Origin of the sequence: Photorhabdus temperata (genome assembly GCF_025384845.1) — a bacterium.
Classification (GTDB): domain Bacteria; phylum Pseudomonadota; class Gammaproteobacteria; order Enterobacterales; family Enterobacteriaceae; genus Photorhabdus; species Photorhabdus temperata.
Genome location: NZ_JAJAFX010000035.1, coordinates 25,115 through 50,190, shown reverse-complemented (window position 1 = coordinate 50,190; position 25,076 = coordinate 25,115). Strand labels below are relative to the sequence as shown.

Sequence of the window (25,076 nt, the reverse complement as noted above, 5' to 3'; positions counted from 1 at the left end):
TTCAAGATGCAGTTTTTAGCACCTGAAAATGGTCGTTAATTCTAGACATCAGCGAGTCCGCTATATCAGGTAGCGTTGTGGTGAAAAATTTAAATACTTTGTCTCGAAATTCATGTTTATCAGCGAAATAACGGTTATTTCGAACATGTTCATTCATGACCTTCCATAATCGCTCTATCGGGTTTAAATTTGGGCTGTATGGAGGAAGGTAATGTAACTCAATATTGCTAACATAAGCCCACTCCTTCACAAGATGAGCTTTGTTGTAACCCGCCCCATCCACAATAAGATGAATTTTTTGATGATAGTTAGGATAAGACTTTCTTATTTCATTGAAAAAACAGCAAATGTTGTAGTCATTGAGGGTTTGATATTCCTGGAACACCGTACGACCAATGGCATTCAGGTTGAGTGTGCCCAATATATTCAGGCGAGTTCGGCTTCCTGTTGTTTTGACTGTTTTTTTCTCGCCTTTTCGCATCCAGCCATAACCGAGTTTAGTGCCTTGAGTCGGGTGAACCGCGTCAAGAAAGAGGATGGGTTCGTCTTTCGCTGTGACTTTAAGATTTTCATCATATTCAATAAATTGTCTCTGTTTTTCTGCATTGAATTTATGAGGGACACCACAAGGTTTTTTATAAGAAAACCCCTGACGGTGTAGCCATTTATTCATGCCTGGAATGCTAAAGGTAATATTCCAGAGCTGAGTAACATAGGCCACAATTTCATGTGTGTGATGGAAAAGATTTTGAGATAAGTGGTTGATTAAAAAGTCAGTTTGCTCTCGAGAAAGTAAACTATCAGACCCCCCATTATCAGATTGAAGTTTACCTTGATTGAGGTAATCACTGATATGACGGTCAACGGTGGTCTGATGGAGTCGCAATGCCTGGGCTATCATCACAGAACTCCACCCTTCAGAAGCCAGAAGGATAGCTTTTATTCTGTCTCGTACTTGACCATCACGAGTGGTGTCGTGAAGACGTTCAAGTTTGATTTTTTGTTCTGATGTAATAAATATTTTCATAGCGAGGATAATGATCTCCATTTCGGATAAAATCAAGCATCTTCAATGATTACGGGTATATCTATTAGTTAAGGGTTAAAAAAACAGGCACTCCATTAATACCAGCTTTTATAACCATTTAAAAACGCGAATATAGAGATTAAAGTTCTTATATAAGAAGTGGATTTAACGCAATAAACGTGCTTTTCAGAAGTATAATGAATTGCGTTTAATCGAAGCCCATTAAACATTAATAAAAAGTTGAAAAAAAATTGGCATGTAAAAGAATATTATTCAAACAGACTGATATTCAGATGCTTTCTCACTGTCATTTTACGAAGCAAGCCATAAAAATAATGCATAAAAAAAGGATAATGAATTGGTCAGCAGCCTGAGCGGGGCGCTTAGTTGCGATGAAGCAGGAGCCAGACACTGAGCATTCAGTTGTTATCGTCTAACGGGGAGCCCCTACTGAAGTTCAGTAAGGGGCAATGTATTATGAATAAACTCGAAACCAGTGTCGGTATCGATTTTATGCATAAGATGATCTTTGTGGAACTGAATTTTTCGAAGGCAATTTTTGCATTAAATAAACAGTTCCAATAATGAATTCAGAAACAGTTTCCCTTTCTGCGTAATTTGCCAATGTGTTGCTGTTTCAGAAAGGTAACCCGCGGCTAAGGCTTGATCAATTTGATTGCGGATTGAACTTTCCGATAATCCGGTGAAATCACTGAAATCTTGTTTTGGCATGGCTTCCAGTAAACGGAACCGGTTCATAAAAAATTCAAATGGCCGATCTTCATTTTCTACCTGATGCTGTTTATCCAGATAGCGCCCCTGCATATATCCGCGAGGATGTTTGGTTTTTACTGTACGCAGAATACGGCCATCTTCAAAGGTGATTTTTCCATGAGCGCCACAGCCAATACCAAGATAATCGCCAAAACGCCAGTAGTTGAGATTATGCTGGCATTGATAGCCTGGTTTGGCATAAGCAGAAGTTTCGTATTGCTGATAACCTGCTGCTGTCAGCAATTGATGCCCTTGTGAAAAAATATCCCACAAAGCATCATCGTCAGGCAGAACCGGAGGACGGGAACCAAAGCTGGTATTTGGCTCAATAGTCAGTTGATACCACGAAAGGTGCGGTGGTGATAACGCAATTGCCTGACGTAAGTCATCCAGTGCTTCATCAAGGCTTTGGTTTGGCAAACCGTGCATCAAATCCAGATTAAAACTGCGTAGCTCTAGGCTGGCAGCTAAATGTGCAGCCCGTTTGGCTTCATCCGGCCCGTGAATACGGCCAAGACGTACCAGTTTATCCGGGCTGAAACTCTGGACGCCAATGGATATTCGGTTAATGCCGGCTTGCTGATAACCACTGAAACGGTCGGCTTCCACTGTACCCGGGTTGGCTTCCATCGTAATTTCAGCTTGCGGCGATACTGGCAGGAGAGTACGAACACCATCCAGCAATTGTTGCATCCCTTGTGAACTGAGCAGGCTGGGGGTCCCACCACCAATAAAGATTGTGGTGATTTCCCGACCGTTGACCATTGGCAGATCCGCTTTCAGATCTGCTAATAAATGGGCGACATATTCCTGATGTGGAACATCACCTTTCAATGCATGGGAGTTGAAATCACAGTAAGGACATTTTTGTACACACCACGGTATATGGATATAAAGACTCAGTGGTGGAAGCTTAAGCATTACGCAGTGTATCCAACATCATTTTCAGTGCTTGACCGCGGTGTGAAACAGCATTTTTTTGTTCACCACTTAACTCAGCCGCAGTACAGCCTAATTCCGGTACGTAGAAGATGGGATCGTAACCAAACCCGCCATTACCAGCAGGTTCATGGGCAATAATCCCCGCCCAGCGGCCATGAAATACCAGAGGCGTAGGATCTTCTGTGTGGCGCATATAAACCAGCACACAGTTAAACTGAGCCTGACGTTGATCATCAGGAATATCTTTCATCGTATCCAACAGCTTTGCCAGATTTTGCTGATCGGTGGCATCTTTACCCGCATAACGGGCTGAATAGATGCCAGGAGCGCCGCCAAGGATATCTACGGATAAACCGGAATCATCAGCAATCGCTGGCAGGCCGGTGATTTGTGCCGCGTGACGGGCTTTAAGAATGGCATTTTCAATAAATGTCAGCCCAGTTTCTTCGATGGAATCTACGCCTAATTCAGTTTGAGCAACGATATCCAGACCAAAATCAGCCAGTAATTGTGCCAGTTCACGAACTTTTCCGGGATTGCCGGTTGCCAGAACAACTTTTTGCATTATTTTGAACCTAATTTAATTCTTATTTACTGTATCAGCCATGAGAGAACATCAGCGCGGAGATAATTCAGTGCGTAGAGGATCAAAATGACGATCATTGCGGAGAAATCAAGGCCACCCATTGCTGGGATAATACGGCGGATAGGTGCCATCAGTGGTTCTGTCAGTTGCATCAGAGCATAGTCAATCGGATTGCGGCCCTGGCTTATCCAGCTTAACAGAGCACGCGCCAGCACCAGCCAAAATACTAGCTTGCCTGCGGCTGTCAGCAGTTCAATTAACCCGATAGGGATGAAAAGTGTGAGGAAGGTAAACGCTCCGGTGCTGAACCAGAGTTGCATGGTTAATTTAAGCAGTACCAGAGCATAGGCTATAACAACGGAAGCGGTATCAAGTGGACCAATAGCCGGGAGCACACGGCGCAGTGGCCGAACGACCGGCTGAGTAATTTTCACGACAAACTGGGCAAATGGGTTGTAAAAATCACAACGGGCCCATTGCATCCATACTCGAAGTAATAAAACAACGATGTATAAATCCAGAACGGTGAACAGAATAAAAGTTAAAAATTGCATTTAGCAGCCCTGATAAAATTAAAATTGTTTTTCTATTTCCTGTGCGCGGCGAATAGTTGCCTGCATGGCACTGGATACGATTTCCGGCAATTTGCCTTCATAAAAGATGCGCAATGCTTCCGCAGTGGTACCACCTTTAGATGTTACCTGCTCGCGCAGGGTTGCAAAAGGGAGATCTGCATTTGATGCGGCCAGCGCCGCAGAACCGGTTGCTGTTTGCAAAACGATTTCACGGGCTGTTTCACTGTCAAAACCTAGGCGTTCTGCCTCCTGTTGCATTGATTCCATAAACAGGAAGAAATAAGCGGGGGCACTACTTGCTATAGCGAGAATATCATTGATGCCGTTTTCATCTTTTACCCAGTGGGTTTTACCGACGCTGTTCATCAATGCTTGAGTGAAATCACGGTCAGACTGACTGACTTGCTCAGACGCGAATAATCCACTCAACCCCTGACCAACTAATGCTGGGGTGTTTGGCATGATACGGACAATGTTGAGTTTGTCTTGTAATAAAGCCTCAAAGCGCGCAACAGAAATTCCTGTTGCGATAGACAGAACCAATTTGTTACTGAAATCCACCTGCTCCTTTAGCGGCTGGCAGGCATCTGCCATTACTTGCGGTTTTACCGCCATAACAACAACATCGGCTTCCTGTGCGCCGCGAATATTATCACTGCTGCTGTTGACGCCATATTCCTTTGCCAGTACATCGCGGCGAGCATTGCCAGGAGCGCAGACATTAATCAGTTCAGCAGGGTAGCCTTCTTTTACCAATCCGGCAATGATGGCGTGAGCCATATTACCTGCACCAATAAAAGTAATTTTACGTTTTTCCATTAAATACCTCTTAGCGTTGATATGGTTAATTGTGATACTGACGTGCACCGAAAATTGCCGTCCCGATCCGCACTAATGTGGAACCACAATTAATGGCGGCTGCCATATCATCAGTCATCCCCATTGAAAGGGTATCTGTTTGAGAATATTGAGTTTTCAGGTTAAAGAAAGCCTGTTCCATTTGCCTGAAAACTACCAATTGGCGTTCATAGTCGGGCTCCGGTGCAGGGATTGCCATTAAACCACGTAGCTTCACATTCGGCAGTTTGCTTACTTCGGCTGCCAGAGTGGGGAGTTCAGTAAGTTGAATACCTGATTTGCTCTGTTCATCACTGATATTTATTTGAATAAGAATATTCAGCGGTTCCATTCCCTCTGGGCGTTGTTCGCTCAAACGCTGTGCTATTTTCAGGCGGTCAACGGTATGGCACCAGTTAAAATTTTCTGCCACCAGACGACTTTTATTAGACTGTAACGGACCGATAAAGTGCCATATCAAATCATTACGATTTGCAAAATAAGCAATTTTTTCTACCCCTTCCTGTACGTAATTCTCACCAAACTGGCGCTGACCGGCAACTATTGCTTTTTCGATATCTTCCACAGGTTTGGTTTTACTGACTGCAAGCAGAGTAATTTCTTCTGGAGAGCGTTCGCATTTCTGTGTGGCAACGGTTATGTGGGTCCTGACATCTTGTAAGTTTTGTTCAATATTGTTCATAGTGACTCAGGAGATTAAAAAATGAATATGGATAAGCTAGTGGCCCTTAGTGTAAAGCATAATGCTTCTGATCTGCATCTTTGTGTTGGGCAAGCTCCTGTATTACGTATAAATGGTGTGCTTTATCCACAAACTCAACTGCCATCTGTAAATAATACTTTGTTGGAAGAGTGGAGCAGGCAGTTTTTATCAGAAAATCAGTTAAAACAGTTACTAATTTGTGGGCATGTGGATTTTGCGATGGAGACAGAAAACCACCAACGATTGAGAGGCAACATTTTCCGTCAGCAATCGGGGTTGTCAGTTGTTCTGCGCTTAATTAGCTCTCAGTGTCCAACTCTGGAACAGCTAAAAGCACCTGAAATTATTCGGGAAATGATTTTACGGGAAGAAAGTGGATTGATTCTGGTGACCGGTGCCACAGGCAGCGGGAAATCGACAACCTTAACCGCTATTGTGGATATGCTGAACAGTCATTGTTGTCAGCACATTATTACATTGGAAGATCCTGTGGAGTTTATTCACCACAGCCGCAATTGTCTGATACAACAACGACAAATCGGATTGGATTCCTCCAGCTATCAGGAAGCGCTGAAAGGTGCTCTTCGGCAGGATCCTGATGTATTGTTGTTGGGTGAGCTACGGGATAAGGAGACAATACGTCTGGCATTAACTGCGGCAGAAACAGGGCATTTGGTATTTTCAACTTTGCATACCAGAGGCGCAGTACAGGCAATTGATCGGCTGGTGGATATATTTTCGGCGGAAGAAAAAGGATGGGTACGCAGTCAGCTTGCAGGGAGTTTGAAGGCTGTGATAGCGCAGCAATTGGTTTCTGCACAGGATGGAGGACGGATCGCTGTGTATGAAGTGTTGGTGGTTAATCAGGCGGTCAGTCATCTGATACGGGAAGGCAAAAATCATCAAATAACAACGCTTATGCAGACCGGTGCTGCCAGTGGAATGCAAACCTATGAGCAAGGCTGGCAGCAGCGTAAATTACAGGGATTATTGGCAGATCAGACGGAGGTTAACAGTTAATCGCTGTTGTTAGTTGATCCGCAGTTATTGTTAGTTGATAGCTTAATAGTGCTGCTCGAACCAGCTTTCCAGAATAATAACAGCGGATGCAGCATCGACTTTGCCTTTATCTAACGCTTTGTAGCCTCCACAGTCAAACAGATGAGCGCGGGCTTCAACCGTTGTCAGGCGTTCATCCTGGAGTTCAATTTGCACACCAAACCGGCCATGCAGCCGGTTTGCAAATTTACGTGCCTGTGTTGTTACAAGTTGTTCAGTGCCATCCATATTGAGGGGAAGACCAACAATAACCAGATCTGGCTGCCACTCTTTAAGTAATTTTTCGATTTGCTGCCAATTGGGGATACCCTCTGTGGCTTTAAACGAGGTTAATGCTCTGGCGGTACCCGTAATTTCCTGCCCGATAGCCGCGCCGATACTGCGGGTACCAAAATCGAAAGCCATTATTGTGCGGTTACCCATCTATGCATGTCCTGCCTGTGGAGCAATATTATAGATATTGATACCAAGCAAAGATGCGGCCTCACGCCAGCGATCTGCAATGGGAGAGTTGAAAATAATATGTGGATCAGCGTTTGCGGTTAGCCAACTATTCTCCATTATCTCTTTTTCAAGTTGCCCCTTTTCCCAACTTGCATACCCCAGCGTGACTAATATCTGTTTTGGTTGGCGTGGTGTACCCAGAGTTTCAAGTACATCTTTGGATGTGGTGATCATTGTGTCATCGGAAATTCTGATACTTGAACTGAAACCTGGTTGTGGTGTGTGCAATATAAAACCATGATCTTCAGCAAGAGGGCCACCTGTCATGACCGGTTTGTTTAGGTTGATACTTTCATCCCGATCTTCTGGTGAGATTTTCAGTTTTTGTAGAACTTTCCGAACAGAGATTTGTTCAATTGGTTTATTTATCACCAATCCCATTGCCCCGTTTTCGTTGTGTTCACAAACGTAAACAACTGAGCGTTTGAAGTAGGAATCAGATAATGTGGGCATGGCGATAAGAAAATGGTGCTGTAGATTCATTTTGTTTTTGGTAATTAACCTGGCTATTTAAGGATTATTTAGCCCACAGTATGTGGGCTAAAAGTGCAAATGACAAACCTTGACAGGAAAATTAACGAAAAGAGCTTTTTATTTCTCCAATCGTTTTTCAATCGCATTCATCAACATGCTGGTTATTGAAATATCAGGGAAAGCTGCCTCTATCTCGCGTGCACAGGTTGGGCTGGTGACATTAATTTCGGTCAATCTGTCACCGATAATGTCCAGTCCAACAAAAATTAACCCTTTTTCTTTTAACGTTGGCGCAACAGCTCTGGCTATAGCCCAGTCACTTTCTGAAAGCGGGCGCGCTTCACCACGACCGCCAGCAGCAAGGTTACCACGGGTTTCACCCTGGGCTGGAATACGGGCCAGACAATAAGGGACAGGTTCACCATCGACAATTAATATCCGTTTGTCGCCTTCTTTTATAGCAGGTAAGAAATTCTGCGCCATGCAGAAGCGATTGCCGTGTTCTGTCAAGGTTTCAATAATTACGCCGACATTTGGGTCATCTTTTTTCAGGCGGAATATAGATGCGCCACCCATGCCATCCAACGGTTTAAAGATGACATCACCGTGTTTTTGATGGAATTCACGCAGGTGAGTAGCATTGCGGGTGACTAATGTGTCTGGTGTTAAATCAGGGAACCAGGCTGTGAAGAGTTTTTCGTTACAATCGCGCAGGCTTTGTGGCTTATTGACGATAAGCGTGCCTTTCTCTTCCGCGCGCTCCAGAATATAGGTGGCGTAAATGTACTCAGTATCAAATGGAGGGTCTTTACGCATCAGGATGACATCCAGTGTTTCCAGTGCCAGATCTTGTTCTCTATCGAATTGATACCATTGCTGTGGATTGTTTTCTACTTGCAATAGGCGGGTACGTGCGCGGGCTTCCCCTTGGTGCAGATAGAGATCGTTCATCTCCATATAATGAAGTTCCCAGCCGCGGCGTTGCGCTTCTAACAGCATAGCAAAACTGGTGTCTTTCTTGATTTTGATGGATGAAATGGGATCCATCACTATACCGAGCTTGACCATTCTTTCTCCTTAACCCAAATCGCCGAAACGCACTTGTAATGCAGTAATTGCGGTAAGCGCTGTCGTTTCTGTTCTTAAAACACGTGGTCCTAACAGGATATCAGTAAATTGGTAATTAGCTGTCATAGCAATTTCATCTATTGATAAGCCACCTTCCGGGCCAATCAGTAGACGTACTTTTTCCACAGGTAAAGGCAGAGTGTTGATACTTTGGCTGGCGCGTGGATGTAAATTTAATTTTAAACTGCCATCATCTTCTGCACACCAGTATTCAAGTTGCATTACCGGACGAATTTCAGGTATGCGATTACGGCAACATTGCTCACAGGCAGCAATGGCAATTTTTTGCCATTGCTGAAGTTTTTTAGCCAACCGTTCTCCATCCAGTTTGACACCGCAGCGCTCAGAAATTAAAGGTGTAATAACATTCACCCCTAACTCTACAGATTTTTGAATGGTGAATTCCATTTTCTCACCGCGGGATATGACTTGCCCCAGATGCAGATTAAGTGGTGATTCGTTATCGGCAAGTTCACTATTGTTAATGTGAACTTTGACAGATTTCTTATTGGCTTCGGTAATTTCAGCATTGAAGATCTGATTACTGCCATCAAACAGTTGTAACTGTTGACCGTTACTCATTCTGAGTACCCGCCCGACATGGTTGGTTGCCTCATCACTCAAATAAATTTCAGTGTTGGATGAGAGTAATTCAGGGTGATAAATGCGGGGTATACGCATGTTTTTCTTTCCTTCCAGCGGGGTATAGCGATACATAAGGCAATAAATAATGGCGTTATGATAAGGTAGGCTCAAGCCAATTATCAAGTTATCTCTGATACTGGTTTTTATCTCTGAATAAATGTTGCGAGTCTGCTCGCAGATTTATCTCTTATTTGAATATTCTATATTTATTTTGTTGTTTTAGAGTGGGTGTTTTTATTATTATCCTATTGTGTCGAAAGTACATTAGGAATTGTCTTTGCTCTTAAATTAAGATGTTCCAAATATAATTATTTGAAATTAAAGGTGTTTTGTTTGTATGGTTTTAATATAGTGATTGTTATTCTGGCTGTTTCTATTGGAATGGCGGCGGGAATTATTTTAAATAAAGTGATATCGGTGTTTCCTGAAATTATTTATGGATATGAGAAAATAGCTTTTAGTTATTTCCAGGTTGAATTAGTTACACTGTTTATAACTGCTTTTTTTGTTATTTATCTTCCATTGGGTTTTCATTTATATGCTGTTTTAATATTTATTTGGATGCTAATTATACTTTCTTTTATTGATATAAAAATTAAATTATTGCCAGATGTAATAAATTATCCACTTTTATGGTTAGGTTTATTATTGAATTTGAATCAAACTTTTGTGCCTATTGAACAATCTGTCATAGGCGCGGTTGCTGGTTATTTGATTTTGTGGTCGTTCTATTGGTTGTTCAAAGTTATCAATCACAAAGAGGGGATAGGGTATGGTGATTTTAAGTTAATGGCGGCAGTTAGTGCTTGGTTGGGGGTTGGCGCAATTCCTTTATTAATGCTCCTATCTTCATTGTTTGGCATTATTGGGTGTTTGTGGATGTGGAAATCACGGGGAAATTATCAGGCTCCTGTCGCTTTTGGCCCATATATAGCCATTTCTGCGATCATAATGCTCTATTTGAACTTACAAGGAATTGATGGATTATCGTGGATGGCGCCCAATAGCTGAATAAGATATGGGCGCCAGTAGTTAAACAGTGGTATTAAAACTGAGAGTGAATCAGTGCATCTTGCCAACGTTTTGGTTGTCCTAAATATTTATCAAGAGAAATGACAGATAGCTCGTTTCTGTCATTTTCCAGAATAAAAGTAGGGAAGCCTGAGCCGCTAACTTTTGCCAATAGTTCACGGCTGTTCTTGATATGCTGGAGACTTTCTGATTCATTATTCAGTTTCAGCTCTTGCTGGAATTGCTCTGAATCAAGCTGTAATTCATTTGCTAAATTCAATAATGTTTCAGTTTTGCTGATTTTTAATCCACGAACATAATGCGCTTTTTGTACTGCCAGTAACATTTCGATACCTTTACCAGACAACTTTTCTGCTGCAAGGATGGCTGATATTGGTGGTAATGAATCCATCATCAGTGATTTATCGTTTAACAGTGCGACATATTGTTCACTGAAAACTTGCCCGGTAAGGCTTGCGATCCGTTTATCCTGACTAAGGATATAATCACGCCATGCGCTGTCTATTTGGCGTTTGTTATCTCCAGTTAGCATTCCGCCGCCATGCAATTTAATTTTCACATTTGTGGCCTCTTGCGCCGCTTGTATTAGAGCGGAAACGCCATAACACCAGCCACATAGGGGATCATAGATATAGTGCAGAGTCATTCCGGGCATATTTACTTATTCCTGAAAAAGAGTTAATTGACTTATTGAGGCCACTTCATTTCGCCTTTCAGCACTTTGGCACTCAGTTCGAGGCTGGATTTGTCTCCAAGTTTTGGATAATATTTTTCCATTGCGGCTATCAGCGCTTTTGAATCTTTCGCTTTTGGTAATTCTTTCTCAAAAGTAGCTAGGTATTTTTGAGTGAACTTGACCGATTGCAATGTCATTGGTGCGTTACCAATGAAATGCCCCGGCACCACAATGGTAGGTTTCAGTTTTTTGATACGATCCAACGTTTGCATCCAATTCTTGCGGGATTCTTTAGTCTGTGTATCTGCCATCCAGACATGAATGTTGCCTGAAACGGTGACGCCACCGACTACCGCTTTCAGTTTTGGTATCCAAACGAAAGTACGGTCAGCCGCAGGGCCATCAAGACCTACAACGATCAGCTTTTCACCATCAACCGTAAAAGTGTTACCTTCCAGCGGTTGCGGCACGATAACTTTTTTGGGTGCCTGTTCTTTCAGGACACCTCCCCAATAAGCCAATTTGCCGTCTTTGGTTTGGTTGATTTCTTTAATTGTTTCTGGTGATGCAATGACTTTTGCGTTAGGGAACGCTTTGGTCAGTGTATCAAGGCCAAAATAGAAATCAGGATCAGACTGACTGATATAGATAGTTGTCAGTTTTTTGCCGGTATACTTAATTCTTCTGGCCAGTGCTTCAGCGTCATTTTTTTGGAACTGAGCATCGATCAGTACAACTTCTCTATCACCGATGATGAGCTCAGAAGAGACGGGAAATACGCTTCTTTCACCTGGATTGAAAATATCCAGTTTTAGGCTAGTGGCTTGTGCCAGAGAAATAGTACCCAAGGAAAGGATACCTGCCAGCGCAATATTTAATGTTGTTTTGCGAGTCATGATTGAATTCCTGATGTTGTGTGTAGCAAGGTTCATAATAAGTTGCGTTTTTCGATGAAAAAACCGCATAATTGGCAATTATTTGTTGCATAAATCGAGCTAATTGATGGATAGAGTCACTGCTGCGCAAGTGTTCACTATAATTGTAGAACAAGGCAGCATGATTGCCGCATCGGAACGGTTAGATATGTCACGGGCAATGGTGTCGCGCTATTTGGCTGAAATGGAAAAATGGGCAGGAGTACGCCTATTGCATCGTACAACGAGAAAGATCAGCCTGACATCGGCAGGAGAGATCGCCTATCAGCGCAGCCGTAAGCTGTTGCAATTGGCGGAAGAGATACCGGTCCATCAGCCAGTAGTTGCCCAGGAGCTCAGTGGTCTTTTGCGGATAAGCAGTTCTCAATCTCTGGCAATGAGCGCACTATCTGTAGCTATTCCTGAGTTTATGCAAATTTATCCTCAGATAGCTATTGATATGCAGATGAGTAATAAGGCAATCAACCTAGTTGAAGAGCGGATAGATTTGGCGTTACGGATCACGAATAATCTGGAACCGAATTTGATTGCCAGACCGTTATCGACTTGCCATTCTGTTGTTTGTGTTGCTCCTGCCTATCTGGCAGGAAAAATTATCCCTCATAAGCCAGCTGATTTGGCATTGCATAACTGTATGACTTATAACTTCTTTGGCAAAAGTCTTTGGTTGTTTGAACGTCAGGGGGAAAAATATTCTGTTCCTGTTAGCGGCACTTTGAGCGCCAATGAATCCATTGTCTTAATGGAAGCAACATTGCAAGGTGCGGGAATCGCTATGCAACCTTATTATTCTGTTGCTTCTCATCTGGCATCAGGAAAACTGATTCAGTTGTTGCCGGAATATCAACCTCAGGCCATGGGTATTTATGGTATTTATGCCAGTCGTCAAAATATGCCGGCAACGCTCAGGGCATTACTGGATTTTTTGGTGAAATGGTTTGCTTCTTCTCCGTACTGGCAAAAGTTAATGCTGAAAAGCTGACTTCAATTTCTGAGGAAACAGGGCAATCTGTGCTTTCAGGTGTTCAATAAAAGTATCGACTGGGGCGGAAGAAGGTCGGTGAATGGGCTTGATCAGGCTGACAGTAAAAGGAATGTTAATATTAAACGGGCGGGCGCATATCTCAGCTTCGCCGTGGTGGTCCAGATAATCGAGTACGGTCAGTGGGTTGACAATAGAAACGCCGATACCTTCTCGTACCATTGCACATACTGATGCGGCACTGTGAGTTTCCATAATCATTCGGCGGTTAATATGGTGCTCTGCAAAGATTCCATCAATAAGTTGACGGTAGCTGTCAGTTATCGAAAGGCTGATAAAATTTTGTCCACTGAAATCTTCAGGAGTCAGCAATGATTTATGACTGAGCGGATGAGCGGTGGGCAATACGCAAATTTCATTCAGCGTGATCAGTGTTTCTCTTTGTGTACCGGGCGGTGTTTGCAAATGTTCGGTCAGGCCAAGGTCATGACGTTGAGCTGAGAGCCACTCCTCCAATAGCGGTGATTCCTGTGGAATGATGGTTAAATTAGCATCAGGATATTGGCGGGTAAAGTTGTGGCAAACTTTAGGTAACAAGGATTGTGAAAATACCGGCAGGCAGGTAATAGAAAGTTGGGCGTGTTGAAATTTACGGATACTGTCAGCCGCATTCATTATTCTTTCAAGTCCATAATAAGAGCGCTGAACTTCTTCAAAAAGGCGTAATCCTTGGGCTGTCGGATGCAGGCGGCCTTTTACCCGGTCAAACAGTTTGAATTTTATCAGATGCTCGAATCGTGCTAATTCTCGGCTGACCGTTGGTTGTGAAGTTTGTAATAAAGCCGCCGCTTCTGTCAGATTTTTTGCCGTCATTACCGCATGGAATATTTCAATATGGCGCCATGAACAAGCAGACATAGATGACTCCTTCAGTTGATAACTCTATATCACAAATGAATAGACTATAGCGAAACAGATATTTTTATTCCTGTTTTTTACTGCCAATAATGGGTTATCTGCCGATTTTGTGAGAGAAACCCTGATGAATACCTTTATCCGCAATAGTCGTTCTGATCTGATGCCAGAAAATCTGAGCTGTCTGCCAGAAACTTATGGCGCTCCGTTATGGGTTTATGATAGCGAAACGATTATCCAAAGGATCAGGATGTTACGTCAGTTTGATGTGATTCGGTTTGCGCAGAAAGCTTGCTCTAATACTCATATTTTGCGTCTTATGCGTGAGTATGGTGTGAAAGTTGATGCGGTTTCACTGGGTGAAATTGAGCGTGCTTTACGGGCTGGGTTTCGTCCAGGCCAAGAAATGGCAGAAATCGTTTTTACTGCTGATTTAATAGATGTGCCAACGCTTAGACAGGTAACTGAACTGGATATTCCAGTGAATGCGGGCTCTATTGATATGCTGGAGCAGATTGGTCAATGTAAAAAAGGACATCCGGTATGGTTGCGGATTAACCCTGGGTTTGGTCATGGTCATAGTCAGAAAACGAATACTGGTGGTGAAAACAGCAAACATGGTATTTGGTATCAGGATCTCTCACTGGCAATTGAGAAAATACGGCACTATGGATTGAAATTGCTTGGTTTGCATATGCATATCGGCTCTGGTGTTGATTATCAACACCTTGCGAGTGTGTGCGATGCTATGGTTGAACAAGTTATTCTCTGCGGTGAAGATATTCAGGCAATTTCAGCTGGTGGCGGTTTATCTACTCCTTATCAGCAGGGAGATGAACAGATCAATATCACTCACTATTTTGGGTTGTGGGATGATGCCCGTAAAAGAATTGAGCAACATTTAGGTCATAGCATTGAACTGGAAATTGAACCGGGGAGATTTCTGGTTGCAGAATCCGGCATTCTGATGACAGAAGTTCGGGCTGTTAAACAGATGGGGAGCCGTCATTATGTGCTGGTGGATGCGGGATTCAATGACTTAATGCGTCCGGCAATGTATGGCAGTTATCACCATATTTCGGTTTTGCCTGCTGATGGACGTCAGCCTGAACAATTTCCATTGCAGGAAACATTAGTCGCAGGTCCGTTATGTGAATCAGGTGATGTTTTCACTCAGGTGGAGGGTGGTGGGGTTGCGCCAAGAATGTTGCCACCTGTTCAGGTTGGCGATTATCTGGTTTTTCATGATACCGGTGCTTATGGTGCGTCAATGTCTTCTAATTACAATAGTCGTCCGCTTATCTCCGAAGTGCTGTTTATTAATGGCAAACCTCAATTGATTCGCCGTCGTCAAACGATTGAAGAGTTATTAGCATTGGAAGAGGTATCCTTGTCATAAAATACGGGGCGATACCCTAGGATATCGCCCCGTGATTAGTTTTTACTCTTTTTCAGCCGTCAGCATCAGGCCGCTTTCGTTTTTAGTTTTGTGTCCTGAACAGGAACAGCCAGCGCTTCCGGTTCAAACTCATCGACATTAATAGAACGTAAACGGTTTGCTTCGGCACGTTTCAGAATCTCCGCCTCTTCTGGTGTAATCTTATGTTCTGCCAGCGCCCGTTCTGCCAGTTTATCCAGGCCAGTAAAGCCAAGGCGTTTGCCAGCTTCGCGGCTCAGACGGGCATGGATTGGTTCTGCGGCAATAATGTCGTGCAGAGCTTCTTCCAATAATCCATGAGGGTTATGTTCGTTTGGTGTCAGATACTGACCACGGCCAATACGATCACGGGTAGCTGAAGGCTGTTGTAAGAGCTGCGCCAGTTTGTGATCTAAATGGTCAGATGGCGCTGAATGCACACGTCCTAATGGGAAGACAATAACGCGCATCAGACCTGCAACCAGACGGTTTGGGAAATTACGCAGTAAGTTGTCTATCGCCTGTTCTGCCTGATACAGGCTATCCTGAACGGCCCAGTGTACCAGCGGTAAATCGTCTTTCTGGCGACCTTCATCTTCATAACGTTTCAAGGTCGCTGAAGCCAGATACGTTTGACTCAAAACATCCCCAAGACGGGCAGAGACACGTTCACGGCGTTTCAGGCTGCCACCTAATACCCCCATTGCCACATCTGATAACAGAGCCAGGTTGGCACTCTGACGGTTTAATTGTTGATAATAACGGCGGGTTGCATCATTAACCGGCGTGCTGCTGGTGCGGCCATTGGTCAGGCCAAGCCAGAAGCTGCGTAACAGGTTACTGGCAACGTGACCGAGGTGGCTAAACAATGCCTTATCAAAATCTTTAATACGGTTATTTTCAACCGCGGCCATTTCATCAAGTACATAAGGATGACAGCGAATAGCTCCCTGACCATAAATAATCATGTTGCGGGTCAGAATATTAGCGCCTTCAACGGTAATGGCGATAGGTGCGCCCTGATAAGCGCGGGCAACGAAGTTGGATGGGCCAAGGCAAATACCTTTACCACCGGCAATATCCATTGCGTCAATAACCGAACGCTGGCCTCTGTGAGTACAATGATATTTCACAATAGCTGATAACACAGAGGGTTTCTCGCCCAGCATGATACCTGTTGTAGCAAGCGTTGAAGCGGCGTCCATCAGATAGGCGTTACCGGCAATGCGTGCCAGTGGCTCTTCAATCCCTTCCATTTTACCAATTGGCATTTTGAACTGACGGCGAATATAAGCGTATGCGCCAATCGCCATGGCAACGCTTTTCAAACCACCGGTTGCGTTTGACGGCAGGGTGATGCCGCGGCCAACAGACAGACACTCAACCAGCATACGCCAGCCTTGTCCGGCCATTTTTGGTCCACCAATGATATAGTCGATTGGTACAAAAATATCTTTACCGCGAGTTGGACCATTCTGGAATGGAATGTTCAGCGGGAAATGGCGATGACCAATTTCTACTCCTGGTACATTTGTTGGGATCAATGCACAGGTAATGCCTAATTCTGTTGTATCACCCAGTAAATGGTCAGGGTCAGAGAGTTTGAAAGCCAGGCCAAGTACGGTGGCGATAGGGGCAAGTGTGATGTAACGCTTGTTCCAGGTCAGACGCATACCCAGAATTTGTTCGCCTTGCCATTCTCCCATACAAACTACGCCTGTATCCGGGATAGCGCCGGCATCTGAACCGGCTTCCGGGCTGGTCAGTGCGAAACAAGGGATCTCTTCACCACGGGCCAGTCCGGGTAAATAACGGTTTTTCTGCTCGTCGGTGCCATAATGCTGTAATAATTCACCTGGGCCAAGGGAGTTAGGTACACCTACGGTGATGGCTAGAATGCCGGAAGTACCTGCCAGTTTTTGCAATACCCGTGCTTGCGCATAAGCTGAAAATTCCAGGCCGCCATATTCTTTTTTAATAATCATGGCAAAGAAGCGGTGTTCTTTCAGGTAGTTCCATAACTCAGGTGGTAAATCAGCAAGTTCATGGCTTATCTGGAAATCATTGGTCAGGCGGCAGGCTTCTTCTACCGGTCCATCCAAAAATGCTTGTTCTTCAGCGGTTAACTGAGGCTTTGGATAGTCATGCAATTTTTTCCAGTCAGGTTTACCCCGGAACAGATCTCCTTCCCACCAGGTAGTACCGGCATCAAGGGCCTCTTTTTCGGTACGGGATAGGCTCGGCATCACTTTACGGAAGGCTTTCAATGCCGGAGCGGAAAGTAAGGAATGACGCATTGGCGCAAAATTCAGCGGGAACAGAATGATGGCCATTGGCAGTAAAATCCAGTAGCTCCATGCATCAATAGCGCCCATCAGGACGGTATAGACAAGAAGCAGCAGGCTGCTGAGATTGAGATTAACTTTGTGGTAGCAAAGCATCCCAATTAATACTAAGAATAGAACAATACTCAATGTGGTCATAATAAAAGCTCCTGGTTAATCTCAGGGTAAGTCATCAGAGGTCTGACCTGTTGTAATGTTCCTTTCTTTTTAGACCAGTAATGTGTTTTTATCAATATATTTACATCTTAATTACAATACAGCTCACAAATTGATGGAGATCGCGAGCAGATTAATTTCCCGGAAATGTGATGTTGTCTTCTTTCGATACCCTTGATCCGGTAAACTGCCCTTTGGCGCAACATTAAAGATTACCTGACTGAAGTGAGGAACCTATGCATCAAGACCTGATCCGTAGTGAATTGAGTGAGGCCGCGGATACGTTGGCAAAGTTTTTAAGTAACGATGCAAATATTGAAGCGATTCAGAAAGCAGCGGTATTACTGGCTGATTCATTTAAAGCGGGTGGCAAAGTACTGTCTTGCGGTAATGGTGGTTCGCACTGTGATGCGATGCATTTCGCGGAAGAATTGACAGGCCGTTATCGCGAAAATCGCCCCGGTTATCCGGCGATTGCAATTTCTGATGTGAGCCATCTTTCCTGCGTCAGTAATGATTTTGGTTATGAATTCGTTTTTTCCCGTTATGTGGAAGCGGTCGGGCAAGCAGGAGATGTTTTGCTGGGTATCTCCACTTCCGGTAATTCCGGCAATATTATTAAGGCCGTTGAAGCTGCCCGCTTGAAAGGTATAAAAGTGATTACGTTGACCGGCAAAGATGGCGGCAAAATGGCAGGAACGGCTGATGTGGAGATTCGTGTCCCGCATTTTGGCTATGCAGATCGTATTCAGGAAATTCATATCAAAGTGATTCATATCCTGATTCAACTTATCGAAAAAGAGATGGTTAAAGCTTGATTGTACAGGCTACAGAGGTGGGCAATGTGTGAGTTACTTGGCATGAGTGCAAATGTGCCAACAGATATCTGCTTTAGTTTACGTGGTCTGATTCAGCGTGGCGGTCATACCGGACCCCATAAAGATGGTTGGGGGATCACTTTTTATGAGGGGCGGGGCTGTCGCACATTTAAAGATCATCAACCAGGTTGCCATTCACCTGTTGCCCGTTTTGTACAAGAGTACCCGATTAAATCCAGAGTGGTGATCTCTCATATCCGGCAGGCTAACCGGGGTAATGTTGCGTTGGAAAATACCCACCCTTTTATCCGTGAGATGTGGGGGCGCAATTGGACCTATGCCCATAATGGGCAACTTAGAGGTTATCGGCGGCTTGAAACTGGTCAATATCGTCCCGTCGGGCAAACTGACAGTGAATATGCTTTTTGCTGGATTTTGCATCAACTTTCACAAAAATATCCAAGGACTCCCTCTAACTGGCCTGCGGTCTTTCGTTTTATTGCCTCACTGGCGGATGAACTCAGGAAAAAAGGTGTATTCAATATGCTGCTGTCAGACGGATGTTTTGTGATGGCATATTGTTCAACCCATCTTTATTGGATTACCCGCCGTGCGCCGTTTGGAAAAGCAAAACTTTTGGATCAGGATGTTGAAATTGATTTCCAACAGCACACTCAGCCGGATGATGTTGTTTCTGTCATTGTGACTCAGCCTTTAACTGGCAATGAGTCCTGGAATCGGATCGAGCCGGGTGATTATGCGCTATTTCATCTTGGTGAATGCATATTGTGATTGATTCTGTAAAGATGGCGATCTATAAGGTGTTGCGTTAACCGTATATTGACCATTGATGACGCTAATCGCTGCCGGCCGGTTATTTTTGACAAAATACTCATAGGCCGGTTGTAATTGCAGCCAAAACATATAATCGGAGGATGAGCGGTGGCGTAACATATTCTGCGGTGTCATTCTGAATGGGTAAATGCTGATATCAATTTCATACTGTCCGCGCAATAATGCACTTTCTGCATAATGGTAAATCTCATCCATGTAACCGTTAGTCATCGCGTAACAGCCGACAGATTTACACTCGCCGTGGATCATTAAATGGTTGCCGGAATAGCCTCTGGATTTATCGTATTCATTTGGAAAACCGAGATTAATAGATCGGTAATACCGACTATTTGGATTTAGCTGACTGGTTTTTACACGATAAAAACCTTCTGGGCTTTTCAAATCACCTTCTGTGGTTTTAGGGCCGAGGCCACCAGAGTAATTGCAAATGGGGTAGCTTTTAGTCAGTTGGTAGTTTCCATGATTATTTTTAGTGTAAAGCTCCAGTATCCGCTCCTCTTTGAATATTTGGATAAAGATGGGATAGCCGGGGGGCGTGGGGGAGCTTTGCTTAAGTTGAACTAAAGTATCCTGAGCATAGACAGGTAGGAATGAACTAAAAGACAACAACGTTATTGCAGCAAAAGCAGCAGTTTTTTTCATGTGACTACCCTATAGAGATGTCGTGGGCTAATTCGGAATTTAGCTTAAGATTGCCATGAGTGATCGACTTTGTGAATAAAGAATAATAACGATGGTTTTGTCCTGCAAAGTGATTATGAGATCGAAAAACAATCAGTTGTCGGGAAAGGTGATACAATAGTTCGTTTTTTACGATCTGTTGATTGTTCAGGGCCAAAATTATTCCTGTTTGCTTGAACTAAATCACTTGATTAGTCAGACAGTCGAAGAAGGGAGATGTTAAAATTGCTGCCCTGAGATTGAAAGAAAATCGTAACAATTATCGGAGAATTATAACCTGGGCACGATTCGTGACTTAAGGGGTTTTTTATAGAGTGGCTATGTTACCACCAGGTAATCTGTAGCATATGATTTAATTGATAAACTTGTGCAAATCTTATGATTAAAATTAAAAAAGGACTCGACCTCCCGATTGCAGGAGCGCCTGCTCAAGTGATAGAAGACGGTCCGACGATTCGCCATGTAGCACTGCTGGGTGATGAGTATGTTGGAATGCGTCCTTCTATGTTGGTTAAGGAAGGTGAGTATGTTAAGAAAGGCCAGATTCTTTTTGAAGATAAAAAGAATCCAGGGGTAGTTTTCACCAGTCCGGCTTGTGGGCAGGTAGTTGCGATCAATCGTGGTGAGCGACGTGTTTTTCAGTCAATTGTGATTGAGATAACTGGAGACGAGCAGGTTGATTTTGACCGTTATGATCGTTGCCAACTTACCCAGTTATCCCGGGAACAAGCAGAAAAGAATCTGATTGATTCCGGATTATGGACTGCACTGCGTACCCGCCCTTACAGTCAAAGCCCTGTTCCCGGTTCCTCACCGAAAGCAATTTTTGTAACAGCAATGGATACCCAGCCCCTGGCTGCAAATCCACAGGTGGTTATCGCTGCTGAGGAAGAGGCTTTTGTTGATGGTCTGAATGTGCTGACCAGATTAACCGAAGGTAAAGTTCATGTTTGCCATGGTGCAGGAAGCTTGCCGAATGCCGGTAATAATGCACAAATTACTTATAATCAGTTCTCTGGTCCACACCCTGCGGGACTTGTTGGAACTCACATCCACTTTATTGAACCCGTCAGCGCGACTAAAACGGTATGGCATCTGGGATATCAGGATGTGATTGCTATCGGTAAGTTATTCACTACCGGCACACTTTATACTGACCGTGTTATTGCACTGGCGGGACCACAAGTTGAGAAGCCGCGCCTTATGCGTACCTGCCTGGGCGCAGACCTGCTTGAGTTGACTCAGGATCAATTGAAAGCGGGCGAAAACCGTATTATTTCAGGTTCTGTATTGTGTGGGACGCAGTCAGATGATGCTCATCACTATCTCGGCCGCTTCCACACTTTAGTCTCTGTTTTGCGTGAAGGCCGCGAAAAAGAACTGTTTGGTTGGATCATGCCGGGTGCCGATAAGTTTTCTGTTACCCGTACCACTCTTGGTCATTTCCTGAAAAATAAGCGTTTTGCTTTTTCAACCACAATGAACGGCGGTGAGCGCTCTATGGTGCCAATCGGTAACTACGAGCGTGTTATGCCTTTGGATATTATGGCAACGCATTTGCTGCGGGATCTGCTTGCAGGTGATACCGATAGTGCTCAGGCACTGGGTTGTCTGGAGCTGGATGAGGAAGACCTGGCGCTTTGTACCTATGTCTGTCCCGGCAAATATGAATATGGTCCGGTACTGCGTGAAGTGCTGACTAAGATAGAGCAGGAAGGATGATCCATGGGCCTGAAAAACTTTTTTGAAAAAATTGAGCGCCACTTTGAGCCCGGGGGAAAATTAGAAAAATATTACCCGTTGTATGAAGCGGTAACGACGATTGTCTATACACCAGGTACAGTGACTTCTGGCCGTGCCCATGTCCGTGATGCTATCGATCTAAAACGTATGATGATCACGGTATGGCTGGCGGTATTCCCGGCAATGTTCTGGGGAATGTATAACGTTGGTCAACAGGCGATCCCTGCACTGCATCATTTATACAGTGGCGCAGAACTGCAACAGCTGCTGGCATCTGACTGGCACTATCGTGTTGCTCAGTTCTTTGGCGTATCACTGACACCAGATGCGGGTTGGGGCAGTAAAATGTTGCTTGGTGCAACTTACTTCTTGCCTGTTTACGCCGTTGTATTCGCTGTTGGCGGTTTCTGGGAGGTGCTGTTTGCCGTTATTCGTAAACATGAAATTAACGAGGGATTCTTCGTCACCTCTATTCTGTTTGCATTGATTGTTCCGCCAACGATTCCCCTGTGGCAGGCAGCGCTGGGTATTACATTTGGTGTTGTGATTGCGAAAGAGGTCTTCGGCGGTACCGGTCGTAATTTCCTGAACCCGGCATTGGCTGGCCGTGCATTTCTGTTCTTTGCTTATCCTGCACAGATTTCAGGTGACTTGGTATGGACTGCGGCTGATGGTTTCTCTGGTGCGACTCCGTTGTCTCAGTGGGCTGCCGGTGGTAGTCAGGGATTAGTCAATACAGTTACCGGTCAGCCTGTTACCTGGATGGATGCTTTTATTGGCAATATTCCGGGTTCTATTGGTGAAGTTTCTACCCTAATGATTTTCATCGGTGGGGCAATCATTCTGTTTACCCGCATTGCTTCATGGCGCATTGTCGCTGGTGTCATGTTGGGTATGGTGGCGACTTCCTACTTGTTTAATGCTATCGGTTCAGACACTAACCCGCTGTTTGCTATGCCGTGGCACTGGCACATGGTTCTGGGTGGTTTCGCTTTTGGTATGATTTTTATGGCGACAGATCCGGTATCCGCATCATTTACCGATAAAGGTAAATGGTGGTACGGCATTCTGATTGGTGTGATGTGTGTTCTGATCAGGGTTGTTAACCCGGCATACCCGGAGGGCATGATGCTGGCGATTCTGTTCGCCAACCTGTTTGCGCCATTGTTTGATTATCTGGTAGTACAGGCCAACATTAAGCGGAGAAAAGCCCGTGGCTAATGATAAACCAAAAAATAATGACAGCACTGGCAGGACGTTTATCGTTGTTTTTGTGCTATGTCTCGTTTGTTCAATTGTTGTAGCAGGTTCTGCGGTAGGGCTGAAATCTCAGCAACAGGAACAAAAACTGCTGGATAAACAGCGTAACATTCTCGATGTCGCCGGGTTATTAACCCTCCAAATGAGTGTTGATGAGCTTAAAGAAACGTTCGAAAGCCGTATTAAAACTGAATTATTGAATCTGGATACGGCAACGCTTGAAAAGAGCCATAGCAAGTTTAACCTGAATGATGCGTTGCGCAGTGATGATACCAGTATCGCATTACCTCCTGAGAAGGATCTGGCTAAAATCCGCCGTCGCGCCAATATGGCGGAGATCTATCTGGTGAAGGATGAACAGGGTAAAACCAGTGAAATCGTTCTGCCTGTTTATGGTTCTGGTCTGTGGTCTGTCATGTATGCCTTTATCTCTGTTGATGTAGATGGCAAAACCGCCCGCGGTATTACCTATTATTCACACGGAGAAACCCCGGGGCTGGGTGGTGAGGTCGATAATCCACAGTGGCGTAAAAAGTGGATAGGTAAAAAACTGTATAACGATGAAGGCCATCCGGCGATCAAAATTGTCCGTGGCGGCGCTACTGCTGATAATCCTTATGGTGTTGATGGCCTGTCTGGTGCGACTCTGACCTCTGCCGGTGTGCAGAATATGTTTGATTTTTGGTTAGGCGATAACGGTTTTGGTCCGTTCCTGAAAAAAGTACGCGAAGGAGCGTTGAAAGATGGCTGATAGTAAAGAAATAAAACGTGTCCTTCTTGGACCACTATTGGATAACAACCCGATTGCATTGCAGGTTCTGGGGATCTGTTCCGCGCTGGCTGTAACAACCAAACTGGAAACTGCGTTGGTGATGACAATCGCTGTGACGTTGGTTACCGCATTTTCCAGCTTTTTTATCTCATTGATCCGTCATTACATCCCCGGCAGTGTACGAATCATTGTACAGATGGCGATTATTGCATCCCTGGTTATCGTAGTAGATCAGATTTTGCAGGCATATGCTTATGAAATTTCCAAGCAATTATCTGTATTTGTTGGCCTTATCATTACTAACTGTATCGTGATGGGGCGTGCGGAAGCTTATGCTATGAAGTCTCCACCTATTGAGAGCTTTATGGATGGTATCGGTAATGGCTTGGGGTATGGCGTTATTCTGGTACTGGTTGGTTTTCTGCGTGAGTTGTTTGGCTCCGGCAAATTGTTCGGTATTACCGTGATGGAATCCGCACAGAATGGTGGCTGGTATCAGCCTAATGGCTTGTTCCTGTTAGCACCCAGCGCATTTTTCATCATTGGTATGCTGATTTGGGGTCTGAGAACTTTAAAACCGGCGCAGGCTGAGAAGGAGTAACTGACAACATGGAACATTTTATAAGCCTGTTTGTCCGTGCCGTCTTTATTGAGAATATGGCATTGGCTTTCTTCCTCGGTATGTGCACTTTTTTGGCTGTATCGAAAAATGTCACGACAGCATTTGGTTTAGGTATTGCAGTAACGGTGGTTCTCGGGATCTCTGTTCCTGCTAATAACCTCGTTTATAACTTTGTCTTGCGTGACGGTGCATTGGTTGAAGGGGTTGATCTCAGCTTCCTGAACTTTATTACTTTTATCGGCGTGATTGCTGCATTAGTGCAGATTCTTGAAATGATCCTCGATCGTTATTTCCCTTCACTCTATAACGCGCTCGGCATCTTTTTACCACTGATTACCGTTAACTGTGCGATTTTTGGTGGTGTTTCTTTCATGGCGCAGCGTGACTATAACTTTTCTGAATCCATCGTATATGGCTTTGGTTCAGGTATAGGCTGGATGCTGGCAATTGTTTTGCTGGCTTCTATCCGTGAAAAAATGAAATATGCTGATGTTCCGGCAGGTCTGAAAGGATTGGGGATCACCTTTGTCACCACGGGTTTGATGGCATTGGGTTTTATGTCCTTCTCTGGTGTGCAGTTATAAAGGTGAGA

At 44.3% G+C, this 25,076-nt stretch carries 26 protein-coding genes; 11 read left to right on the top strand and 15 right to left on the bottom strand.

The features are described 5' to 3' along the window. Position 1: 1 nt before the first annotated feature. The 6 genes from LGZ99_RS14800 to LGZ99_RS14775 form a co-directional block, all read right to left on the bottom strand. Positions 2-1,027, bottom strand: coding sequence for an IS630 family transposase (locus tag LGZ99_RS14800; protein ID WP_262979267.1), 1,026 nt, complete (start codon positions 1,025-1,027; stop codon positions 2-4). 564 nt (positions 1,028-1,591) lie between these two features. Then, a complete protein-coding gene (hemW, locus tag LGZ99_RS14795) occupies positions 1,592-2,722 on the bottom strand; it encodes a radical SAM family heme chaperone HemW (protein ID WP_021324399.1) in 1,131 nt (376 codons plus the stop codon). Continuing rightward, the gene (locus LGZ99_RS14790) at positions 2,715-3,308 is read right to left on the bottom strand and encodes an XTP/dITP diphosphatase (protein ID WP_023045370.1); all 594 of its coding nucleotides are present in this window, start codon (positions 3,306-3,308) and stop codon (positions 2,715-2,717) included. Before LGZ99_RS14790 ends, hemW begins: the two co-directional genes overlap by 8 nt. Positions 3,309-3,334: 26 nt before the next feature. Beyond that, the gene (locus LGZ99_RS14785) at positions 3,335-3,883 is read right to left on the bottom strand and encodes a YggT family protein (protein ID WP_021324397.1); all 549 of its coding nucleotides are present in this window, start codon (positions 3,881-3,883) and stop codon (positions 3,335-3,337) included. Between the two features lie 18 nt (positions 3,884-3,901). Next, entirely contained in the window at positions 3,902-4,723 is an 822-nt protein-coding gene (gene proC, locus LGZ99_RS14780) for a pyrroline-5-carboxylate reductase (RefSeq protein WP_262979266.1), read from the bottom strand. Between the two features lie 25 nt (positions 4,724-4,748). Next, positions 4,749-5,444, bottom strand: a complete 696-nt coding sequence (locus LGZ99_RS14775) for a YggS family pyridoxal phosphate-dependent enzyme (RefSeq protein ID WP_262979265.1) — start codon at positions 5,442-5,444, stop codon at positions 4,749-4,751. A gap of 21 nt (positions 5,445-5,465) precedes the next feature. Between LGZ99_RS14775 and LGZ99_RS14770 the strand changes: the two genes are divergently transcribed. Further along, entirely contained in the window at positions 5,466-6,485 is a 1,020-nt protein-coding gene (locus tag LGZ99_RS14770) for a type IV pilus twitching motility protein PilT (protein WP_262979264.1), read from the top strand. 42 nt (positions 6,486-6,527) lie between these two features. Here LGZ99_RS14770 and ruvX read toward each other — a convergent pair whose 3' ends face one another. The 4 genes from ruvX to rsmE form a co-directional block, all read right to left on the bottom strand. Then, positions 6,528-6,947 carry a Holliday junction resolvase RuvX gene (ruvX, locus tag LGZ99_RS14765; RefSeq protein WP_262979263.1) on the bottom strand — a complete coding sequence of 140 codons (420 nt, stop codon included), beginning with the start codon at positions 6,945-6,947 and terminating at the stop codon, positions 6,528-6,530. After that, positions 6,948-7,511, bottom strand: coding sequence for a YqgE/AlgH family protein (locus LGZ99_RS14760; RefSeq protein ID WP_021323009.1), 564 nt, complete (start codon positions 7,509-7,511; stop codon positions 6,948-6,950). It abuts the gene before it with no gap. A 108-nt stretch (positions 7,512-7,619) separates the two neighbouring features. Beyond that, positions 7,620-8,570, bottom strand: a complete 951-nt coding sequence (gshB, locus tag LGZ99_RS14755) for a glutathione synthase (protein WP_021323008.1) — start codon at positions 8,568-8,570, stop codon at positions 7,620-7,622. Between the two features lie 9 nt (positions 8,571-8,579). After that, the gene (gene rsmE / locus LGZ99_RS14750) at positions 8,580-9,311 is read right to left on the bottom strand and encodes a 16S rRNA (uracil(1498)-N(3))-methyltransferase (RefSeq protein WP_262979262.1); all 732 of its coding nucleotides are present in this window, start codon (positions 9,309-9,311) and stop codon (positions 8,580-8,582) included. 297 nt (positions 9,312-9,608) lie between these two features. Here rsmE and LGZ99_RS14745 point away from each other — a divergent pair, with 297 nt between their 5' ends. Continuing rightward, complete coding sequence (locus tag LGZ99_RS14745) at positions 9,609-10,286, top strand: prepilin peptidase (protein WP_262979261.1); 678 nt, start codon at positions 9,609-9,611, stop codon at positions 10,284-10,286. A 34-nt stretch (positions 10,287-10,320) separates the two neighbouring features. Here LGZ99_RS14745 and LGZ99_RS14740 read toward each other — a convergent pair whose 3' ends face one another. Next, a complete protein-coding gene (locus LGZ99_RS14740) occupies positions 10,321-10,962 on the bottom strand; it encodes a DsbA family protein (protein WP_262979260.1) in 642 nt (213 codons plus the stop codon). Positions 10,963-10,994: 32 nt separating this feature from the next. After that, the gene (locus tag LGZ99_RS14735; protein WP_023045378.1) at positions 10,995-11,879 is read right to left on the bottom strand and encodes an MBL fold metallo-hydrolase; all 885 of its coding nucleotides are present in this window, start codon (positions 11,877-11,879) and stop codon (positions 10,995-10,997) included. Between the two features lie 106 nt (positions 11,880-11,985). Here LGZ99_RS14735 and LGZ99_RS14730 point away from each other — a divergent pair, with 106 nt between their 5' ends. Continuing rightward, the gene (locus LGZ99_RS14730) at positions 11,986-12,900 is read left to right on the top strand and encodes a LysR family transcriptional regulator (RefSeq protein WP_036840853.1); all 915 of its coding nucleotides are present in this window, start codon (positions 11,986-11,988) and stop codon (positions 12,898-12,900) included. Here LGZ99_RS14730 and LGZ99_RS14725 read toward each other — a convergent pair. Further along, positions 12,883-13,818, bottom strand: coding sequence for a LysR family transcriptional regulator (locus LGZ99_RS14725; RefSeq protein WP_262979259.1), 936 nt, complete (start codon positions 13,816-13,818; stop codon positions 12,883-12,885). The genes LGZ99_RS14730 and LGZ99_RS14725 overlap by 18 nt on opposite strands. A gap of 124 nt (positions 13,819-13,942) precedes the next feature. Here LGZ99_RS14725 and lysA point away from each other — a divergent pair, with 124 nt between their 5' ends. Next, positions 13,943-15,214 (top strand): diaminopimelate decarboxylase, encoded by a 1,272-nt coding sequence (lysA, locus tag LGZ99_RS14720; RefSeq protein WP_262979258.1) that lies wholly within the window; start codon positions 13,943-13,945, stop codon positions 15,212-15,214. Positions 15,215-15,279: 65 nt separating this feature from the next. Here lysA and fadE read toward each other — a convergent pair whose 3' ends face one another. After that, on the bottom strand, positions 15,280-17,715 hold the full coding sequence (gene fadE / locus LGZ99_RS14715) for an acyl-CoA dehydrogenase FadE (protein ID WP_036840843.1): 2,436 nt from the start codon (positions 17,713-17,715) through the stop codon (positions 15,280-15,282). A 254-nt stretch (positions 17,716-17,969) separates the two neighbouring features. Between fadE and lpcA the strand changes: the two genes are divergently transcribed. Next, positions 17,970-18,551: a D-sedoheptulose 7-phosphate isomerase gene (lpcA, locus tag LGZ99_RS14710; RefSeq protein WP_036840841.1), complete on the top strand. Its 582-nt coding sequence runs from the start codon at positions 17,970-17,972 to the stop codon at positions 18,549-18,551. A gap of 24 nt (positions 18,552-18,575) precedes the next feature. Continuing rightward, positions 18,576-19,343, top strand: coding sequence for a class II glutamine amidotransferase (locus LGZ99_RS14705; RefSeq protein WP_036840835.1), 768 nt, complete (start codon positions 18,576-18,578; stop codon positions 19,341-19,343). Here the strand turns inward: LGZ99_RS14705 and LGZ99_RS14700 are convergent. Further along, on the bottom strand, positions 19,314-20,048 hold the full coding sequence (locus tag LGZ99_RS14700; protein WP_036840834.1) for a L,D-transpeptidase family protein: 735 nt from the start codon (positions 20,046-20,048) through the stop codon (positions 19,314-19,316). The two genes, LGZ99_RS14705 and LGZ99_RS14700, sit on opposite strands and share 30 nt — an antisense overlap. A 417-nt stretch (positions 20,049-20,465) precedes the next feature. Here LGZ99_RS14700 and LGZ99_RS14695 point away from each other — a divergent pair, with 417 nt between their 5' ends. The 5 genes from LGZ99_RS14695 to nqrE are packed head-to-tail and all read left to right on the top strand — an operon-like array spanning position 20,466 to position 25,068. Further along, entirely contained in the window at positions 20,466-21,809 is a 1,344-nt protein-coding gene (locus LGZ99_RS14695) for a Na(+)-translocating NADH-quinone reductase subunit A (protein WP_036840832.1), read from the top strand. 3 nt (positions 21,810-21,812) lie between these two features. Continuing rightward, positions 21,813-23,051: an NADH:ubiquinone reductase (Na(+)-transporting) subunit B gene (locus LGZ99_RS14690; protein ID WP_036840829.1), complete on the top strand. Its 1,239-nt coding sequence runs from the start codon at positions 21,813-21,815 to the stop codon at positions 23,049-23,051. Then, on the top strand, positions 23,044-23,841 hold the full coding sequence (locus LGZ99_RS14685; RefSeq protein WP_036840826.1) for a Na(+)-translocating NADH-quinone reductase subunit C: 798 nt from the start codon (positions 23,044-23,046) through the stop codon (positions 23,839-23,841). The genes LGZ99_RS14690 and LGZ99_RS14685 overlap by 8 nt, the downstream gene beginning before the upstream one ends. Beyond that, positions 23,834-24,463: an NADH:ubiquinone reductase (Na(+)-transporting) subunit D gene (locus tag LGZ99_RS14680; RefSeq protein WP_036840822.1), complete on the top strand. Its 630-nt coding sequence runs from the start codon at positions 23,834-23,836 to the stop codon at positions 24,461-24,463. The genes LGZ99_RS14685 and LGZ99_RS14680 overlap by 8 nt, the downstream gene beginning before the upstream one ends. An 8-nt stretch (positions 24,464-24,471) precedes the next feature. Beyond that, positions 24,472-25,068 (top strand): NADH:ubiquinone reductase (Na(+)-transporting) subunit E, encoded by a 597-nt coding sequence (nqrE, locus tag LGZ99_RS14675; protein ID WP_021322987.1) that lies wholly within the window; start codon positions 24,472-24,474, stop codon positions 25,066-25,068. Positions 25,069-25,076: the final 8 nt, after the last annotated feature.

Coding starts and splice junctions, on each gene's coding strand:
- LGZ99_RS14725 (WP_262979259.1), bottom strand. CDS start 13,818: ATGTCTGCTTGTTCATGGCGCCATATTGAAATATTCCATGCGGTAATG.
- LGZ99_RS14695 (WP_036840832.1), top strand. CDS start 20,466: ATGATTAAAATTAAAAAAGGACTCGACCTCCCGATTGCAGGAGCGCCT.
- lysA (WP_262979258.1), top strand. CDS start 13,943: ATGAATACCTTTATCCGCAATAGTCGTTCTGATCTGATGCCAGAAAAT.
- lpcA (WP_036840841.1), top strand. CDS start 17,970: ATGCATCAAGACCTGATCCGTAGTGAATTGAGTGAGGCCGCGGATACG.
- LGZ99_RS14680 (WP_036840822.1), top strand. CDS start 23,834: ATGGCTGATAGTAAAGAAATAAAACGTGTCCTTCTTGGACCACTATTG.
- LGZ99_RS14775 (WP_262979265.1), bottom strand. CDS start 5,444: ATGAACAATATTGAACAAAACTTACAAGATGTCAGGACCCACATAACC.
- LGZ99_RS14690 (WP_036840829.1), top strand. CDS start 21,813: ATGGGCCTGAAAAACTTTTTTGAAAAAATTGAGCGCCACTTTGAGCCC.
- nqrE (WP_021322987.1), top strand. CDS start 24,472: ATGGAACATTTTATAAGCCTGTTTGTCCGTGCCGTCTTTATTGAGAAT.
- LGZ99_RS14785 (WP_021324397.1), bottom strand. CDS start 3,883: ATGCAATTTTTAACTTTTATTCTGTTCACCGTTCTGGATTTATACATC.
- LGZ99_RS14740 (WP_262979260.1), bottom strand. CDS start 10,962: ATGCCCGGAATGACTCTGCACTATATCTATGATCCCCTATGTGGCTGG.
- LGZ99_RS14760 (WP_021323009.1), bottom strand. CDS start 7,511: ATGAATCTACAGCACCATTTTCTTATCGCCATGCCCACATTATCTGAT.
- hemW (WP_021324399.1), bottom strand. CDS start 2,722: ATGCTTAAGCTTCCACCACTGAGTCTTTATATCCATATACCGTGGTGT.
- LGZ99_RS14790 (WP_023045370.1), bottom strand. CDS start 3,308: ATGCAAAAAGTTGTTCTGGCAACCGGCAATCCCGGAAAAGTTCGTGAA.
- ruvX (WP_262979263.1), bottom strand. CDS start 6,947: ATGGGTAACCGCACAATAATGGCTTTCGATTTTGGTACCCGCAGTATC.
- LGZ99_RS14730 (WP_036840853.1), top strand. CDS start 11,986: ATGGATAGAGTCACTGCTGCGCAAGTGTTCACTATAATTGTAGAACAA.
- LGZ99_RS14770 (WP_262979264.1), top strand. CDS start 5,466: ATGAATATGGATAAGCTAGTGGCCCTTAGTGTAAAGCATAATGCTTCT.
- LGZ99_RS14705 (WP_036840835.1), top strand. CDS start 18,576: ATGTGTGAGTTACTTGGCATGAGTGCAAATGTGCCAACAGATATCTGC.
- rsmE (WP_262979262.1), bottom strand. CDS start 9,311: ATGCGTATACCCCGCATTTATCACCCTGAATTACTCTCATCCAACACT.
- LGZ99_RS14700 (WP_036840834.1), bottom strand. CDS start 20,048: ATGAAAAAAACTGCTGCTTTTGCTGCAATAACGTTGTTGTCTTTTAGT.
- fadE (WP_036840843.1), bottom strand. CDS start 17,715: ATGACCACATTGAGTATTGTTCTATTCTTAGTATTAATTGGGATGCTT.
- proC (WP_262979266.1), bottom strand. CDS start 4,723: ATGGAAAAACGTAAAATTACTTTTATTGGTGCAGGTAATATGGCTCAC.
- LGZ99_RS14735 (WP_023045378.1), bottom strand. CDS start 11,879: ATGACTCGCAAAACAACATTAAATATTGCGCTGGCAGGTATCCTTTCC.
- gshB (WP_021323008.1), bottom strand. CDS start 8,570: ATGGTCAAGCTCGGTATAGTGATGGATCCCATTTCATCCATCAAAATC.
- LGZ99_RS14800 (WP_262979267.1), bottom strand. CDS start 1,027: ATGAAAATATTTATTACATCAGAACAAAAAATCAAACTTGAACGTCTT.